Annotated in this window: 16 protein-coding genes; 4 read left to right on the plus strand and 12 right to left on the minus strand. The window is 49.9% G+C overall.

The genetic code is table 11. The features are described 5' to 3' along the window. Positions 1-513 precede the first annotated feature (513 nt). The gene (purE, locus tag LX98_RS13585; RefSeq protein ID WP_496429408.1) at positions 514-1,014 is read left to right on the plus strand and encodes a 5-(carboxyamino)imidazole ribonucleotide mutase; all 501 of its coding nucleotides are present in this window, start codon (positions 514-516) and stop codon (positions 1,012-1,014) included. Beyond that, complete coding sequence (locus tag LX98_RS13590; protein WP_496429409.1) at positions 1,011-2,231, plus strand: 5-(carboxyamino)imidazole ribonucleotide synthase; 1,221 nt, start codon at positions 1,011-1,013, stop codon at positions 2,229-2,231. Before purE ends, LX98_RS13590 begins: the two co-directional genes overlap by 4 nt. 398 nt (positions 2,232-2,629) lie before the next feature. Here LX98_RS13590 and LX98_RS13595 read toward each other — a convergent pair whose 3' ends face one another. Further along, entirely contained in the window at positions 2,630-3,556 is a 927-nt protein-coding gene (locus LX98_RS13595; protein WP_496429410.1) for a universal stress protein, read from the minus strand. Positions 3,557-3,926: 370 nt separating this feature from the next. Here LX98_RS13595 and LX98_RS13600 point away from each other — a divergent pair, with 370 nt between their 5' ends. Next, positions 3,927-4,562: a YchE family NAAT transporter gene (locus tag LX98_RS13600; protein WP_496429411.1), complete on the plus strand. Its 636-nt coding sequence runs from the start codon at positions 3,927-3,929 to the stop codon at positions 4,560-4,562. A 626-nt stretch (positions 4,563-5,188) separates the two neighbouring features. Here the strand turns inward: LX98_RS13600 and LX98_RS13605 are convergent. The 11 genes from LX98_RS13605 to LX98_RS13655 all read right to left on the minus strand — a co-directional run bounded on the left by LX98_RS13605 (position 5,189) and on the right by LX98_RS13655 (position 16,339). Beyond that, positions 5,189-5,551 carry a hypothetical protein gene (locus LX98_RS13605; RefSeq protein ID WP_496429412.1) on the minus strand — a complete coding sequence of 121 codons (363 nt, stop codon included), beginning with the start codon at positions 5,549-5,551 and terminating at the stop codon, positions 5,189-5,191. Positions 5,552-6,029: 478 nt separating this feature from the next. Next, entirely contained in the window at positions 6,030-7,010 is a 981-nt protein-coding gene (locus tag LX98_RS13610) for a sugar phosphate nucleotidyltransferase (protein WP_496429413.1), read from the minus strand. A gap of 227 nt (positions 7,011-7,237) precedes the next feature. Then, on the minus strand, positions 7,238-7,594 hold the full coding sequence (locus LX98_RS13615; protein WP_496429414.1) for an STAS/SEC14 domain-containing protein: 357 nt from the start codon (positions 7,592-7,594) through the stop codon (positions 7,238-7,240). Positions 7,595-8,189: 595 nt separating this feature from the next. Further along, complete coding sequence (locus tag LX98_RS13620; protein ID WP_496429415.1) at positions 8,190-8,435, minus strand: DUF2934 domain-containing protein; 246 nt, start codon at positions 8,433-8,435, stop codon at positions 8,190-8,192. Between the two features lie 76 nt (positions 8,436-8,511). Next, entirely contained in the window at positions 8,512-9,489 is a 978-nt protein-coding gene (locus LX98_RS13625; RefSeq protein ID WP_496429416.1) for a sugar phosphate nucleotidyltransferase, read from the minus strand. Between the two features lie 301 nt (positions 9,490-9,790). Continuing rightward, positions 9,791-10,036 (minus strand): hypothetical protein, encoded by a 246-nt coding sequence (locus LX98_RS13630; protein WP_496429417.1) that lies wholly within the window; start codon positions 10,034-10,036, stop codon positions 9,791-9,793. Positions 10,037-10,321: 285 nt separating this feature from the next. Beyond that, positions 10,322-10,492 (minus strand): hypothetical protein, encoded by a 171-nt coding sequence (locus tag LX98_RS13635; RefSeq protein ID WP_496429418.1) that lies wholly within the window; start codon positions 10,490-10,492, stop codon positions 10,322-10,324. 48 nt (positions 10,493-10,540) lie between these two features. Next, positions 10,541-11,584 (minus strand): response regulator, encoded by a 1,044-nt coding sequence (locus LX98_RS13640; RefSeq protein ID WP_496429419.1) that lies wholly within the window; start codon positions 11,582-11,584, stop codon positions 10,541-10,543. Positions 11,585-11,761: 177 nt separating this feature from the next. Further along, entirely contained in the window at positions 11,762-12,382 is a 621-nt protein-coding gene (locus LX98_RS13645; protein WP_496429420.1) for a response regulator, read from the minus strand. Positions 12,383-12,584: 202 nt separating this feature from the next. Continuing rightward, positions 12,585-13,232: a response regulator gene (locus tag LX98_RS13650; RefSeq protein ID WP_496429421.1), complete on the minus strand. Its 648-nt coding sequence runs from the start codon at positions 13,230-13,232 to the stop codon at positions 12,585-12,587. A 305-nt stretch (positions 13,233-13,537) separates the two neighbouring features. Then, positions 13,538-16,339 carry a PAS domain S-box protein gene (locus tag LX98_RS13655; protein ID WP_496429422.1) on the minus strand — a complete coding sequence of 934 codons (2,802 nt, stop codon included), beginning with the start codon at positions 16,337-16,339 and terminating at the stop codon, positions 13,538-13,540. 888 nt (positions 16,340-17,227) lie between these two features. Here LX98_RS13655 and LX98_RS13660 point away from each other — a divergent pair. Beyond that, positions 17,228-17,476 carry a hypothetical protein gene (locus LX98_RS13660; RefSeq protein WP_496429423.1) on the plus strand — a complete coding sequence of 83 codons (249 nt, stop codon included), beginning with the start codon at positions 17,228-17,230 and terminating at the stop codon, positions 17,474-17,476. Positions 17,477-17,971: the final 495 nt, after the last annotated feature.

Raw genomic sequence — 17,971 nt, forward strand, 5'->3', positions numbered from 1 at the left:
TCAGGGAATCATAATGTGCGATGGCTTCAAGGGTGAAAAAAGACGCTCAGTTAGTTGGTATTGACGTCTCTAAAGAAAAAGGGGTAGTCCCCATTTCATGGAAATTGTCCCGTTCAAATCCAAATTCATTTCCAATCGGGGGACAAAAGTGTGGATAGGATATGTGAGCCAGGACCTTCTGATGATGAAATGGTAGCGATGCCGGATTATGGGAACATAAGGATATCCCAGTTTCACCACGCACCTGGAACCGCTCAGCCGGAAGTAGTGGTGGCCGGCGGTGCAGAAATTATGGAATTATGATGGTGAAGCGGGGTACAGTAGGGCGTACTGGCTAGAATGCTGGAGACAAATATGGGCAGAGCCGGAGCCGGGGGAAAAAGGCTCAGGCTCATAACAGGAGATTACACCATTTACCCTGGACTGCCGGCTCATGATCTGTTCACGGAACCAAGTGCTTGCAGGGTGGAAGCTTGTAAAGGGGGGAATATTTTTGGGGAGGCAACCTAATCGATGAATACTGAATCTGGTGATTCCAATCCACTCGTGGCGATTATCATGGGGAGCAGCAGTGATTGGGAGACCATGCGGCACGCAAGTCTGATCCTCACGGAATTGGCCGTTCCCCATGAATGCCGGATTGTGTCAGCCCACCGCACACCGGATTTTCTCTTTGAGTATGTCGGATCGGCCCAAAGCCGTGGCATCCGCGTGCTCATTGCCGGGGCGGGAGGAGCCGCACACTTGCCGGGAATGGCTGCAGCAAAAACGATAATTCCGGTTCTCGGAGTGCCCGTGCGGTCTCGAGCCCTGCAAGGCTTTGATTCGCTCTTATCAATTGTCCAAATGCCAAAGGGCATTCCGGTTGCGACCCATGCGATCGGCGAGGATGGAGCGGTCAATGCCGCATTGCAGGCAGCAGCCATTCTTGCCGTATCTGATCACGGCATCGGCCAACGACTCAAGGCCTATTATGACCAACGACACACCCCTGCACTGGAGAAACTCATATGAATATCATCCTTCCTGGTGGGACGATCGGGATATTGGGCGGAGGCCAACTTGGTCGCATGCTGGCCATGGAAGGCCGCCGGATGGGGTATCGGATTGGCGTGTTAGATCACGTTGAGAATTGTCCCGCCGCCCAGGTTGCGGATTTTTTTGTGCAATCAGAACTGACGAACACGCAACGCGTGATGGAATTTGTCTCTCAGGTTGATGTGGTGACCATTGAGACCGAACTGGTGCCTTGGATGCTTCTTGCCGACATTGAAACGGATCAAGCGACCCGTCCGTCCTCTTCCGTGCTTGCTCTCATCCAGGATCGACTGGTTCAACGAGAATTTCTTCAAGACCACAGTTTTCCACAAACTGCCTTTGCCTCGGTCAAAGATCACGCCACTTTGACCGCTGCGGCTCAACAGGTGACATTCCCGGCTATTCTAAAGAAGCGCCGTGCAGGATATGACGGTAAAGGCCAAATCCGGGTCACCGGCGTGGACCATCTGAATGAGGCCTGGCGAGAATTGAAGGAAGTCCCGTCTGTCTTGGAAGCCGTCGCGCCCTTCAAGATGGAACTATCGGTCGTGCTGGCCCGCAGTCTTCAGGGAGATATTCAACTCTATCCCCTGGCTGAGAATGCACATCGGCAGAACATCCTCCATACCACACGCGTTCCGGCCCGGGTGGCGGACACGATCCGGTTACGGGCGAAGGAGCTTGCCGTTTCCCTCTCAGAAGCGCTTGACTACTGCGGAGTCATGGCGGTGGAGCTGTTTCTTCTTGAAGACGACACCTTATTGATCAATGAGATCGCTCCCCGGCCTCATAACAGTGGACATTTCACGTTTGGGGCCTGCGTGACGTCCCAATTCGAACAACATCTCCGCGCCATTTGCGGGTTACCATTGGGGGATACCTCCCTCATGCATCCCGTCGTAATGGTGAACCTCCTCGGAGATTTATGGCGAAACGGACCGCCCAAGTGGGATCGACTTCTGGCTCATCCACAGGTCCGGCTTCACCTTTATGGAAAAACACATGCCGCCCCGGGACGTAAAATGGGACATTTTCTTCTGATAGCCGACAATCCAGACCAATCCTACCAACTAGCCGAAGGTCTCCTTCAGAGCATGATGGATGCAGGTTCTCAAGAGAAAGATGTTCTGATCAAGAATCCAGCCAAAGAGCCTTTCCAAAAGCAATCCAGGACATTAGAAACTCCGGCATGACTGCCGCCGTTTTTCACTCAGGGTTTCTATGGCGGGCTTCGCCTGATAACCAGCAGAAGGCAGAAAAACCATACCGCTGAATTTTCCGTGATGAGGATTCTGCATCACCACTTCCCACTCGATGAGGGGGGTTCGAAGCACCAATCACCGTAATAGCGCGTGGCTTAAACAGGTACTTGAAAATTTCGAATGCTCATAACACAACCCTTTATTCACAGATGAATGATGGCAAAGACTTCTGCAAAACCACATGCCACTGTGGGTACGGTATCGAGTGAAATAGAAGCAGCGAGTCACCTCTTCTGTCCACTTCCGTTGGCACAAAGCGAGGGCCACGAGGACCAGGCACACGACGTTCCAGCTTTCTTCTCCCAGATTTCCGAGCACCACTCTTGTTATTAATGACGAATGACCGCCACCGAACAGCCGGCACCGTAAACAACCTTGTTCGATACACTGCCCAGAAACGCCCGCTTGACTCCAGTCGAGCCACGGGACCCCAATACAACAAGGTCAGCTTGAACATATCGAACAGCTTTAAGAATTTCATCTCCTGGATTGCCAAACACCAATCGCTCCTGAATTTGAAGATCAGGACCACTCAAGACCTTTCGAGCCTGGTCAAGGAGTTTCGCTCCTTCCCGCCCTCGGATGGCAAGAAGTTCTTCAGCCAATTTGGCAAATTCATCCTCCTTCTTGCTATCGGCAATCAACGTTTGTTCGGTTTCGAACACATGTTTTTTGACGACATGGAGAATGGTGATTTGTGATGAAGGAGGCAAAGCCAGGTTTTTAATAAAGTCGACGGCCGCTTGTGAATCGGCAGATCCATCAGTAGCCAGGAGAAGCTTCATGCCTCGACCAGGCTTTTTCACCCGAGCCATGGGCCGAGCGATCAACACCGAGCAGGGCGCTTCCTGTAACACCCATTGACTCACACTCCCGAGTAAAAACCCCTTCGCTTTGGAATAGCCACGTGATCCGAGAACCACCAGATCCGCGTCTTTCGCATGAATGGTTTTTAAAATTTCTTCTCCAGGAAAGCCTTTTTTTACAAGAAAACACACACGCACACCCTGACGATTCAACCTTTTCTCGACCTTCCCCAGAAACTCACGCGCCTGTTCAAGCGCCTGTTTTTGAATCTTTTGTACCTGCTGGGAGATTTTCAAAATCCGTTCCTTCGCCAGGCCAGTAATTTTTTGAGGGACGGGGTTCACATGGAGAAGAAACAGATCGGATCCTAAGGGCAGTGTCAACTTGCTGAGAATCTGAATGGCCCCTTCAGAAATACGAGTTTGCTCTACCGCCAACAACACTTTCATTATTGCGCTCCTTTCAACCCGTAACAAAAAACCGACTTATCAATTCCAGTTTACCTTATGTCTCTCTTTCATGTATTTTCTTTTCTCAATTCCATGTCCCCGGGTGGATGAATGAGAAACAGCCGAACCAACGCCAGATGATCCCATGGCAACAAGGCCAGTGAAACGTTCGGCCCAAGCATTACGATCCGGCGGTATGAAATGAAGTGAAATTTTTCTTCGTATTTTATGATGAGAGGTGTCACATGACTATACAGATTTTCCATGTCATACCCATCAATACTCATGACTTTTGTGGCCGGTGAGAATTTAGGAAGTGCCACATCCCTGATACGCAGGTGTATGAGAGACACAACCCAATGGATACCCGATGCTTGAATATACTGAATACCTAAAAATTTTTGTGGCGCTATTAGCCGTCATCAACCCATTGGGGGCTCTCTCCATTTTCATCGCGTTAACCCCTGATGCAGACAGGAGATCCAGGCAGAAGATTGCCAAGATCGCATCATTCTCCGCGACTCTGATTCTGTTAGTCGCCTTAATCGCCGGGGAATGGATGCTCGTATTTTTCGGGATCAGTGTGAGTTCTTTTAGAGTGGGCGGCGGGATCCTCATCCTCCTGATGGCTATTTCCATGCTTCAGGCAGAATTGAGTCCCACAGTACAAACCAAAGAGGAAGCGGAAGAATCCAACAGAAAACATGATATAGCCGTCGTTCCCTTAGCAACACCATTACTGGCCGGGCCCGGTGGAATGAGCACAGTTGTGGTTGAAGCACATAAAGGCACCAACCTGGGACATGAATTGTTACTTGGTTTGACCATCATAATTGTTGGCATATGCCTATGGATGGCTTTACACCTGGCTCCGCTGATCTCACAACGTTTCGGCGTGACCGGCATTAATATTTTTACCCGTATTATGGGCCTTATCCTGTCCGCTATTGCCGTGGAGATTATTGCCAACGGGATAAAAGGGTTGTTCCCGGCTTTGGCGGGATGAGACAAAAAAAGTCCGGTGGATCGGCTTGCATTTGCATGAGGCCAAGGCCGACTCGTTTTTCCGCAGCTCAATCCCGCTCGACACAACAAAAAATTACGTGTGGATTCATCTTAATCCACCGCCTCCTTTAAAGGCCTTTTGCCTTAACGAACCCTTTTGTGAATTACCGGAAATTACCCATGATTCGGTAGGTATTGTCCCATATGATCTACCTGTGGGATAAGAACGCTTTTGTGGAAAAGTACGGAAGGTCGAATCTGAAACCATGCTGACTGGAGAAAGGAGCGAAACCATGATGTTGTAATAAAATCCAGAGAGCGGTATATAGACCTTTCGCGCCCTACCCTACCACTCCCCTGAAGAACTGATGTCTTCACTCACTGATGGCCTGGGCAAACACCCTAACGTGGATATCTCAAAAATCCCCAATATGATCAAGGCCCATCTTGAACCACACACCATTTATCCCAAAACATTTCAATTCTGTTTCACGGGGTAGACTCTCAATCAGTCCAATAAAATCCCAAACGGAATGACACATGGAAAAGGAAACTGGTGAACGGGACTGGATCCATGCCTACTCGCTGAACGCTGGGCTCGGGTTGTTCTGCACATAGAGCTTTGGCTCATGGATTTTTTTCATCCATGGCAGCCCTTGAGAGGAAGGAACAAGCTTGAGTCTTGCTACTTACCGTCCATGCCGCTCCATGCCGCATTTTTTCCCATTGATAAAGCGTAACCTTTTCCGGTTGGTCTTTGGGAATGAATCCTTTTGGACTTTCGCTCCAGATTCCTTTCGTGTTTTTTAAGCTGCTCGTTTTCTCGATCCCGTTTGTGCCGTTGAGTGGTGTCCTTTTCTCGTTGTTGAAGATCATCCGGAGCCTGAAGTTGGTTATGTCTTTGATCTTAAGACCAACCAAAACCTGCAATGCCCATCGATTGGTACGACTAACAAGATGAAGATGAAACCACAGAACATGTTCGTGCATATCATACAAACACCTTCTCTTGAGAAAAAGTATAGGCGACATGATTGTGAGCCGGCGGCTATCTATTGACACGAACAGCGAAAATCATCCCAGGAAACCGGGCCGTGATTCAGACCAAACGGGGAGGATGTGCGAACGGAGATTCCTGCTACTCAGCTGATGAACAGATTTTCTGGGCGATGATGATCTAAATTTGCCCAATATCTCCTGCTCAACAACGACCCAATCATCGGGATCCTGCCCAGGGTGTCCGTCCCGACAATGAGTCTATTCATACGCCCGCCGGGTGATACCTCCTTGCACATACCCAACGATAGATTGAGAGTTTATGGAATCGGTGCCACCAGGAATCATGCTCTTCTGAACTACTCAAGGGACCTCTCTTATGTGGCGCCTATTTTCTGACTATGCCCTTGAATCTACCGGCTGAGGGGACTATTGAGGTGTTTTGGATGGTTAATTAATAGCTTATTCGCCATCACGTCACCTCCATGTGAGGAAGGGCATCGGTGGGAGCCAAGGACCTTTGTAAAATTTCTGAAGGAAATGCAGGTTTTTTCCCAAGAGTGTTGAGTGTATGGGCAATGCGTTCGGGTTGTCCCCAATCACTCCATAGCACTTCCTCGAATTCCATCACTCCCAGATGCTCAGGAACCCTTTGAAGCAATGCACGAGAAAAGTCCAGGACAGGCATGTCTCGATAAATTTCGTGAAGCGTCTCATGTTCGTGCCCAGTTCCAATCGTCGCTCCCAACTGTTCAAACCGCTCCATCATAACCGGTAGGTTTTGCCAACCAAGCTTCCAGAGCGTGGTCACTTTTGCCACAATCACCAAGGTGTTCCAAAGAGCGCCGCTTGCCATGACCTGTTGCCCTTCAAGGAGGTCTGGTTTTTCAAGAAAGGAACCAACGAGGCGAATACATGACCCACTGCTCCACCCCAGGACTTCGCCCAGGTTGATCCACCCATAGTCCAATTCGGGATGTGAAGGAGACACGCCAAACAGGATCAAACGATCCTGGAGAAAGTGACTGACGCGAATCCCTCGCCTGATTGTTTCGAGAAAACGAGCTTCAGGAAAGACAAAATGATCGGATGGGAAAATGACGACTGTAGCATCAGCATCCCAGGCTCGCACAAAGGTCAGTGGAAGGAACACTCCTGCGGCTGTTCCACAATTCTGGGGCTGAACAATCACGTGCCCAGAGGTATCGCCCTCCACGGCTTTATTCAAGAATTCCCGATGGTTCCGACCAATCACCGTGACCTTCTGTTCCGGTCTGACCAATCGGTCTGCCCGATCCAGCGTATGTTGAAGCATGGATCGATTTCCGACAAAGGTACAATACTGCTTGGGTTTATGCCCCCCCAACCACTGTTCGATAAACGGGCGGGTCCTTTCCCCCTCACCACCAGCTAAAATAATCGACCACAACGGATTGGCCCCGGCTCTCAGCATGTTCTTCATCTCCCTCCCTGGATCATGAATGCCTAAGCACGATGAGGGCCCTCCCCCATTATAAGAAGGTCCTTATAAAACATTACCCACCAGGAAGGAACTAGGAATTTCCCTAGTCAACCAGGGAAAAGTTCCTAGCTGTTCAGCCCCGATCGCCACAAACTTCTTCAGGGGCAGGTTCTCTGCGGTATCCAAATAAAGCCCGTAGGCCATGGTTGTTGAGCATCTCATCCCTTTACCCAATGCCAGGCCTCGTCGGTCTGGTCTGATGTGAAATATTTTAATTGAGCACTGGGCCAGGGTACAGAAACCTTTGGTTTGCCCTCCAACCATTGTCGGTTTCCCACCACCGCAATTCGTTGATAATCTTGAGCGTTCCGAAGATGATCGGTCATCTCCTCCCATAAGGCTTGCCCATTTTCGCCTTCAAGGGTTGCCATATCGCATAAGAAATTAATCGGCCCAACCTCCTGCATCAGATGTTCCAGGTAGGCATTTAAAAGATCATACTCTTCGATGGATAATTTTCCCTCAACCCGAATTCCCACACTTCCGTCTTCACTTTCATCTAATATCCGATACATACCCTTATCTTTCACCCCCGAGACACGAATTCGTGACCGGCCCTCACGCTGTCATATCAATAGAGGAACTCCGGTTAATGGCTTAATCTCATTTTCTTCTAGGCTCCGCTCGCATCTCCTTTGCCCTAGAAGCGTTTCACCTGCCCCTGAAGGTATAGACTCCCTCTACTTTCCTTTAGCGAGTGTTATGCCAGGAGAGAGCATCGGACCATTTTTCTCTGTTCGCAATGGGTTCTGAGGAAACGGACCAGGCCGGGAAGGGTATCTGGGCCAAAAAAGCTACAGGGATTAATGGGGGACTGTTGAAGATTGCAACAACAAGAGCGAAAAGCGGGAATCAGACCCGTTGGTCATTCCCAAGATTTATGATGAGGAACCCTGACAAAATTGAATCATTCCAAGATGAATACCCTTCAGGATTGGCGGGGGATATCCGAGTAGAGTCGGCACAATTGATACCCTGAATCGACAACTAAATCCCATCGAAGTCATTTCTAACCGTAAGCCCTGGAAATCCCTCCGGCCTTCATTTAGAACGGATCTCCGCCGTCCTTCGCGGGATGAGGCAGCAAGTATGACTGTTCCAGCCTTCGCTCTATGATTCAATATATTCCCATGATACTTCATCCATGACCTCTTGCTCCGCGAGGAACCAATCATTGGGGTCCCGACCGTGATAGCCTCCCCGCCGCTTGTAGAGCTCATAGGCCCTTTCAGCAATTCGCTGCTGAATAGCCTCATTCGCGGGTGGGGTCTCGCCATCGTGTTCCTCCTCCGGCCGAAGAGGCTTGCGGTTCTTGCTTCTGAAAGATGTCCTGACACGTGGCTGCTTATCCGACACTCTCCTGCCTTGACGAGTTTCGCCAGGCTGTTCTTCCGGTTGCTTGCGGTCACTTGTGGCTAAAACGCGTTACGCCTCATCGGGTCATCTCGAGTGAAGAGAGTGCATGAGGAAAGGTACAGGGCCCGGTGGAAAGCTCAGAGGGGAACGCAGGCTCCTTACCAATAGCATTCAGCGTGTCACGAATGCGGTCTGAGCCTTCCCAATCACTCCAAAGCACGTCTTCTAGCTCAATCATCCCGAGGCGTTCCGGAACGCGCTGGAGTAATTCGGAAGACACATCTAATATGGGCATTTTCTGATATAACTGACGAAGCATGCGACCCTCATGAGTGCTCCCGATAGCTTTTCCTAATCGCTCAAACCGTTCCATGATGACAGGAACGTATTGCCAGCCAAGCCTCCAGATGGTGGAAACTTTTCCTACGATTACCGATGTGTTCCAGAGTGCTCCTTTGGCCATGGCATTGAGGGCCTGAATGTGGTCGAGTTGCTCAACAAAGGAATCGACTTGCCGAACACAGGATCCTCCACTCCAACCCAACACCCCACCCATATTCATCCAGCCATAGTCCAATTCGAGATGGGTGGGACGTACCCCCAATAACAGAAGGCGATCCTGCAAAGTACGACTCCCGCGTATGGCACGCCGAACCATTTCCAGAAACCGATTTTCCGGAAACACAAAATGGTCAGAAGGAAAGATGACCACCGTGGCACTTGGATCCCATGCCCGGACATAGGTGAGAGGGAGAAACATCCCGGATGCGGTGCCGCAATAGTTCGGTTCAAGAATCACTTGTCCTGCCCGCTGACCTGTTAAGGCCTCACCTGCGAACCCTTGATGAGTTTGGGCCACCACCGTGATTTTTTGATGAGGAGCCCCAAGGTGATCCGCCCGGTCTAAGGTGTGTTGCAGCATCGACCGGTTTCCCACGAATGTACAGTACTGTTTGGGTTTGGGATAGCCTAACCATCGTTCAATAAACGGACGCGTTTGTTCCCCCTCCCCACCGGCGAGAATAATGGACCATAAGGAATGGGATTGAGACATAAGACGGAGCTCCTTCCTTTGCACAAAAAATTGTATGAAGGCTATGAATATACCTATGCGGTCCCTTATGAAGAAGATAAGAGGAATACTGGGAATGTTTACAGAAAACCAAGAAAATTCTCCTAGGGTTCTGGTGGATGTCCGAATCAAAATTCCGAGTCTATCCCTGCTTTTTAGTCATCTCCGCCGTTACCAGCGGAGACCCAGCTTCAAGAAAGGTGAGAAAAAATTTCTTGATTAGTCAGAATCCCGGCGTGGGGGTGAGGACCCGATTAAAACGGTCGATCCAAACAAAAAGGCTTTAGGCGGTCAGTTGCGGCCCTTCAGAATCCTCGGACAAAATCTCCCTTGCGGCTTTCAACCAACTGGCTAAACTCGGGCCACGAGGCTCACCTCCCTGCCGGGAGATCTCATGGGCACGATTGTCAATCTTGATCTCTAGCGAATCTGTAGAACCATCATGCCTCAAGTCCGGGTTATCATCGACAGAAACTGGCAGACTTTGCATTTCTCCCTGTTGGTTGGACACGAATGAAATATCTTTCATTGGATCAACCTCCGCCTTGTATTGCCTTGATATCATTATTAGCTCGATATCATCTCAAGACAGATAAGCAGAACTCTGACGTGCTCTTTCTTTCGGCGATCAAACCGGGTTGAAGACTCATGGGTAAAGACATATTCAATCGTTCAAAACCCCGTGTGGTCTGTCGGGACCAACACAACGCACTCTTATCCTTAGGCACTTGGAACGTCGAGAAGCATGAGAAGCGTCACAGGCCTTCACCTTCAGTCTACAGGACCCAGGGGATAACATTCATTTTCATCGGGTTCAGGCTTCCACCGGATTATGGATGACCTCGCCACATTCCCGACAAGCCAGTTGCCCCGTTTTCTCGCCTTTTATATTAACCTGTTCGTCTACCAGGCGTTGATGGGCACAGACTTTTTTCCTCCCGCTTTTAAGGGTTCCCTCCACACAACCGGCCTCATATTCATTCATGCGTCCCCCTATGAAATCCATCAGCTCTAACCGGAATTCCGTATTTCATCAAGCCACATGGAAACGAGAAGCTGCCTCTGCCTTGACCTCATCGTTTTGAAAGATCTGGCAGCAGGCTTGTTGAACAGAAGCAAGATGAAACGGTTTCAGGAAAAATCCTTGAGCACCTTCCTGCAACATCCGCCGGAGCAATGGTTTCTCCGAGGGGCCCGACATCATGAGCACCGGCATCTGATGTCCCAACCAGCGTAGTTCATCCAGCATGGTCCGCCCATCCATAATGGGCATGTGCATATCCAGTAAAATTCCATCCACGCGACGGCCGTCCAACAGATCAAGGCCCTCCCGCCCATTTCTCGCAACGAGCACCTCATATCCCCATTCCTGAAGAGCTTGATCTAACATCCCGGCGATAGAAGGATCATCATCGACCACTAACAAACAGGGACGGACTTCCTGGGACTGGACCTCGGTCTCGGCACGCGACACACCCGGCGATGTGGTTTTGAGCGCTTGAAGAATTCCCAGACAGGAAGGGCAATAGGTTTGTGCAGGCTCGATATCAGAGAATGTGAGTCGATGCCTTGACAGATAGGCATCCAAGACTTGCCAGTTTTCTGTTCCGACCAGCCCCTCAGAGGGGTCATGAACCCGTTCACACCAGGCACAGGAAAACACGAATTGGGAGGAAGGCGGAGATAACGGGAGGCTATGCCGTAAGACATCTCCCCGGGAAATGACTCCGACCAGCTGCCGATCACGAACCACTGGCATTCTCAAAACTTGGCTGTGAACCATCCCCTTCATCACGACATCGAGCGGATCCTGTTCCAACACATATACCGGCTTAGTCATGGTGTCTTCCACCCTGAGTTCATCCAGGGCATTCACGCGTGAACAGGCTTGTAACAGACGGAGTTCAGTCACGACCCCCAGAATTTCTCTGGAGGAATCGACCACCGGCCAGCCGCTGTATTGACCGGAGAGGAATTGCAAAGCCAGACCATTCTCAAAGCGACCGGGTCGAAGAGGAACGGCTGCGGTGTTCATCAGATTTTCCGCCGACGGAGAAGATGAAAAAAGGTGGTTCATCCGAGGGCCTCTCTTTCACATCGGTTTCAACCATGAAACCATCAGAGTAAAGGGGGTTTTTGCCGCTAAGGTGAGGGTGTAAAATACCGATCGACGTAACAAAAAAGAACTAGGGAAACCCCTAGTCGTTTCCGGAAATAATCCTAGGATGAAGCGGGGAGAAATGATCGGAATCGTCTACTTCTCAATCAGGCCGGAAGCCACCGCAAACTGAGTCAACTCTGGAATCGTATGCGTTCCTAAAGTTTCCATGACCTTGGCTTTATGAAATTCCACCGTTTTGGTGGAGATATTGAGAAGAGTGGCTATGGCTTTGGTGGAACGGCCTTCGGCGATCAACTGCAAGACTTCCCGCTGACGAGGAGTGAGTAGCTTAAACAACGATTTTTCTCCTCCCAGAAAATCATTAAGCGAGACTTCCCCCCGCAGGGCAAGAGGCGTGACATACCGGCGGCCCGCCAACACCGTCTTTACCGCCAATTGAAGTTCTGAACCGGCAGACCGTTTCATGAGATATCCAGAAGCTCCGGCCTCAAATGCCGCGGTAATATAGGCGGGATCCGCATGCATCGTCAGAAAAATGATTTTACAATGGGGAACAAGTTTTTGGAGATGGCGTGCCGACTCCAGCCCGTTTAAACTCGGCATCGAAATATCCATGATCACCACATCCGGGTTCAGATGTGAAGCGACTTCAAGCAGCGATCGTCCATCTTCCACTTTCCCCACGACCACGCCAAAATCCTCCACAAGCTTTGCCACCCCTTCCAAGACCATGGGATGATCATCTGCCAACATAATACGGGGAAGGTCCCTGGAGGATTTCCCTGCACATGAGCTTTGATAGGGGTGTGAGACCGACACCGGCAACCTGGCCCTTCAAAAAATTGATACCCGTCTGAATGGGGTAGGTAATATAAACAAGCGTGGACAAATCACCATTAGGAAAATCCCTAGTTTTCGAGAGAAATATCCCTGGTTTAAAGAATTCCCATTTTTTCTATTCCGGAGACACGAGACCATGGGTTATGGCATATCTCGTTAATTCCGCCGTGCTTTGACAATGCAACTCCCGGATAATTTTGGCTCGATGAAATTCAATGGTTTTAGGAGATACATGTAACATCGTCGCCATCTCTTTGGTGCTGTGGCCTTCGGCGATGAGTTGCAGTACTTCCCGCTGCCGAGGCGTGAGAGAGTTTGCCTCAACTTGAGGGACCGGCATTTCCTGAGTGAACGTACCCAGAAAATCTTTGGCAATGGCCGGAGTCACATAAAACTGCCCCTTCATGACTGCATGGATCGCCAGCATCAATTCGGAAGCCGCAGACCGTTTCAAGAGAAACCCGGAGGCCCCGATTTGAAAGGCTTCTTTCGCATACAGGGGATCCGCATGCATAGTCAGAAAAATCAGCTTAGTCCATGGAAGTAATTTCCTCAGTTGACGGCCCGCATCCAGTCCATTCAACTTGGGCATGGAAATGTCCAAGACAACCACATCCGGTTCCAACTTTTGAGCGACCTGAAGAAGGGTTCGCCCATCCTCTACTTTCCCGACAAGATCACAACCCTCCGTGACCAGTTTGGCCAGCCCTTCCAGAACCAATGCATGGTCATCGGCTAATAGTATACGGGGTCGAGTCACCATGGAACTTGTCCTAAGCTATTGTGCGTGGCCATGACCTTGACCGTGCAGACATTTCTTCCCTTTTCTCATGCACTCCAGCCTTATAACCTGACCCTCATTCCCGACAACCTGAATCGAGAAATTCGGTTGCCTATGCTCATCTGATTATTCTTCCCCACATTCGTAATCGGGAATACTATTTGTAATGCTTCGGGTCGATCCCGGCTGACAACCCACGGAAATGACGGGCCTGTAAGACAAACTTGAATGACCGAGATACCCAGGAAAACAGGCAAGTGGAGTTACAAGCCAAATTTTGCCACACATCAATCATTTTTTCCGCTATCAGGAATGGAGACCTTCACCGTTGTACCATGCCCGGGCTGACTGTCCACCCACAGGGTCCCACCTACCAGACGAACCCGCTCCCTCATGCTGACAAACCCCAGGCCCCGGGAAAGGAGTCCGTCCATCTCAAATCCCTTTCCATTGTCGTGGATTGAGAGAATAATGTCCTGTCCTTCATCCCCTAAAACAAGATGGACTGCCGAAGCCTGAGCATGTCTTACGACATTTCGCAGGCTCTCTTGTGCCACACGGTATAGACATGTACCCACCGCTTGGGAAATTCTTCGTGCTCCATCAGCCAATTCACACGTGACCGAGATCCCTTCCCACTTCTCAAAGTCTTCGCACAACGAGCGAAGAGCCGAGCCCAAGCCAAGGTCATCCAGGATCGACGGATGATACTGGTAGGCCAAACGGCGGATATCATCGGACAGATCCCCGACATTGGCATAGAGCTCGTGCAGCTTTTGCGTGACAGGGTGCATATCCGGAAGATCATTTTGTGCGGATTGCAATTTTAAACTCATCAGCGCAAGCCGTTGATTGACATCATCGTGCAGATCACGGGATATACGCCGGCGCTCCTCTTCCTGTGCAGTCAGGAGTTGGGCAGCCAGTGAGCGAAGCTCCTGCTGTTGTATTTCCAGCCGCTGAGAGGCTTCCTGAAGAATGGTTTCTGCTTGTTTTCTTTGGGTAATATCCGTGGCAATTCCACAGAGCGCATAGGGTTTTCCTTTGGGAGTCGTCAACAAAAACTTGAACACATGTTCGGTGTGTATTCCATCCGAACGTTCCGAGATTTCATCGGATTCATGGGCCTGCCGGGTTTGAAGAATGGTTTGTTCAATTTCCCAAAACCGCGAAGCCCGTTCGGTGGAAAAAATTTGCATATCAGTTTTGCCCAATATCTGCTTCTCGGATAGACCCGCATTCCTTTCGAACTGCCGATTGACCTTCAGGTACCGCCCCTCAAGGTCTTTGAGCCATATGGAAACCGGACTATGATCAAGAATTGCCTGAAGCTGCTCTTTGCTCTGTTGAAGCAGCTGCTCAGTGTGCCTGCGCCGGGTGATATCGGTGCCGGTCGCAATAAAATACTCCACTTCGCCGTTTTTGGTGTAGCTGGCGGTCGTGTTCCACTGGATCCAACAAAGCTGACGTGCCTTATCTAGAATGGCCGATTCAAAGGTGCAAGGGAACCGGCCTGTTTTGTAAGACTCCAGCACTTCTGTGACTCCTTCTTTGTCATCTTCAGAAGGAGTCAGGAGATTCCAGAATGGCTGTCCCTTCAAGTCTTGAAACGCGTGCCTGACCGTCTGCTCACAGGCCCGATTCATGCGAAGAATTCTCCATTGGGGGTCCAGGATGATCACCAGGGCTCCTGTCGTATTTAACACATTGGCAATGAACCGCTGTTCGTTTTTTAACGCTCTCTGCGCGTTCCGTTGTCCCGTAAGATTAATCCCTGTCACGATCACAAAGTCCACCATACCCTGGTCGTCTCTGAGCACCGCATAAGACCACGCAATCCAGCGCCGAATATTATCCTTCGTGACCCAATAATTTTCCTGAAAAGTCGGGGCCTGGCCTTGGAGAATGGCCTGAAAATATTCCTTCACTTGCTCCACTCCCACCATGGGCAGTTGGAGTATATCCCAAATGAGTCTATGGCGAACGTCTTCAAATGAATACCCCGTCAGCCTTTCAAAGGCGCGATTAAACCGGATGATCTGCCCGTGGCGATTCATGACAACCATCAAAGCACCGGCAGTATCCAAAATGGCCGTAATAAATTGCTGGTCTTTTTTTAGCATCTCCTGAGCGTGTCGACGCTCGGTGACGTCTCGTAGCACGACGGTGAAGAGCTTCTTGCCTTGTTCTTTAACCTGCACTTGTGAAATGGTCGCTTCGATAGGAAATTCCTCTCCGCTGGTCCGGAGTCCGAAAATCTCCCTTGCCGCGCCCATCTGACGGAAGGGCTTCGGGTTCCGGCCAAATTGTTGAAAATGTTCCTGATGGGCTGCACGAAACCGCTTCGGAATAAACCGGTCTATCGGTTGCCCAAGGGCGCTTGAGGCAGGACAACCAAACATGTCTTCCGCCGCTTTATTAAACAGGACAATTCGTTGACTTTCATCGATGGTCACGATGGCATCCATGACTCCGTCCATCACGACCGCCATCAAGGCCCTTTGCTCATCCTGCGCGCTTTCGACTTGCTCCTGTATCGTGACATCCTCGACCGCGATTCGAAACACTCTTGTCATACTTGAAGGTTCCTTGGTCTCCAGACAGCCTTCTAATCGGACCCGATGGGAATTGTTGGCATGCTGCAGAGTTAGAAGATCGGAACGGTGCGTGCCCGGGGTCTGCCTCAGTAAATCCAAATACCGTTTAAACGCCCGTTGATCATCCAGGATGACATATTGTTCAAAATTTGTATTGAGGATATCCAGGCGTGACACACCTACCAAATGGCAAAGAGTCAAATTGGCCTCTAGAATGCGGCTATGGCCATCATCAAAGGTCACGTATCCCACCGGTGAAAAATCATACACGGCGGCATACCGATTGCCTGTGACCTCAAGCTCTCGTTGGGTCTGACGCAACTCTTCGTTTTGCATCTCCAGTTCGATTTGATGGACCTGGAGTTCATGCACCAGGTGCTGCACCTCCTCCAGCGTCATCTTTTTTACCTGCTCGCGTGTGGTCAACAGCCCTGTCTCAGGATTTTGACGTAAAGGATGACTCCCGGCAGCTCGTTTGTTTTTTGGATTCATGCCTTTTCTTCTCACTTTGCGCGAAGGCGGAAAACAAGGTTTGCTTTGTCTGCCTCACCTCATGCCCGAGGTTTTTTTATCGAACATCCATCCACACTCAATTTCGTCATGCCTATACCACCAGGTAGCCAGTTATGACACAGTCTCTTTTCAAAGATTTTGCCGATTGGGACGATGATTGCATTCATGGCCAAATCCATTGGTCATGTTCCGGCCCCTTTCAATGGCCAAAGGAATCATGGGTGAGGTTTACCATCCATTAATTTAGGCTTATTTCAGATGTTGGTAAACCCTTTTCTACCTCAATCCAACGGTGGAAAAAGCTAGCTGAAGTCCGGGAAATTTAAAAGAAACCGTGATGATCTTGAATGGGGATGGAATCTGAGGACGCGATCGTGAGGATTTGGATTGCTTCGTGACAAGACTCCGAGGGGAGGCTATTGGGGAAAAAGCAATTTTCCTCTTTGGTTTTTCAGGAGGTCTTTGGGATTGCAATTGCTTTGTTCCAGTGGCCAGGGAAGCTTTCCCCCTAGAAATAAATTCTGAAACACCTCGCGAAGTGTCCAATCATAGGCATTTTGATTCAAAAGGTACAGCCATTATTGTTTTTGCCCTTCAATGACACAACCTGCGACGCCTGAGATCGGCCATTCATCTTCCTCGGTTTGGGATTTGGGTTCCCGCTCACCACATTACGGGTATAAAAGAGACATGACATGACATAACCGTCATGAAGACTGAGGAATGGTTCTTTTACCAGGGCTATTTTTCCTAATTCCCGGGCCCTAGTTCAAGCCATTTTGTGTTTGAGTTAACCTGTTCTCTTTGATTCCCTCACGCCTGTGAGCATTCCCAGATTAGCCATTCTATTTTTTTCAGGGAGACCTCATGAACATTGCAGTGCTCAACGGGAGAGGTGTCATGCATAACACCACGAGCCGAATTACCCTCTCGAAAGGTCGCCTCAGTATTTTTGATGAGGGTGTGGGGGACAATGCCTTCATCATCCATACCAAGCCGGCCCTTTATTGTGACCTGGCGGGCGAGCATGAATTGGTTGCGGGCTGTCCGGGCCGCCCCCGAGATGCCTGCGGCATTTTCGAACCCGTCACTCGTCCTAATCGGCATGATCGCTAACGAACATCCGGTATTGACAGGAAATCCCCTCCATCCGTCCTCTTTGATAGCCTGTCACGGACATATATTTGTCGTGTGTCGAAAGGATGCCGGTGAGGAAGACTGGGACCAACGGTTCGAAAGGGCTGGGGAAAGATGCTACAGTATGTTGGCGGTTCCACTGACTTTGCTTTTTTCCCCGAATCCTTCTCCTCCGTACCATGCCAGGTTAACTGTTTTTCCGGTTCAATGTTTCTTGCCTGGTTATTTATGGTTTCGCCCCATTCTCAATGGAATTGGGCACCCTTTCCCTGCTTTATTCTCTCAACATTCTTTCCATCCTGAATCCATATTCCGGATTTGGCATAGGGTTTGATAGATCCTCTTGGTTATCGGATCCATGTCCTCCCTCGCCACAATCTGAGACGGCAGGGTTCGAGAGGGGGATCAACGTATTCATTGATTTAGGAACATAGTTTGAGAAAAAATTGATACCGGGAGGCGACATTATGGAAT

This window comes from Nitrospira marina, assembly GCF_059568365.1.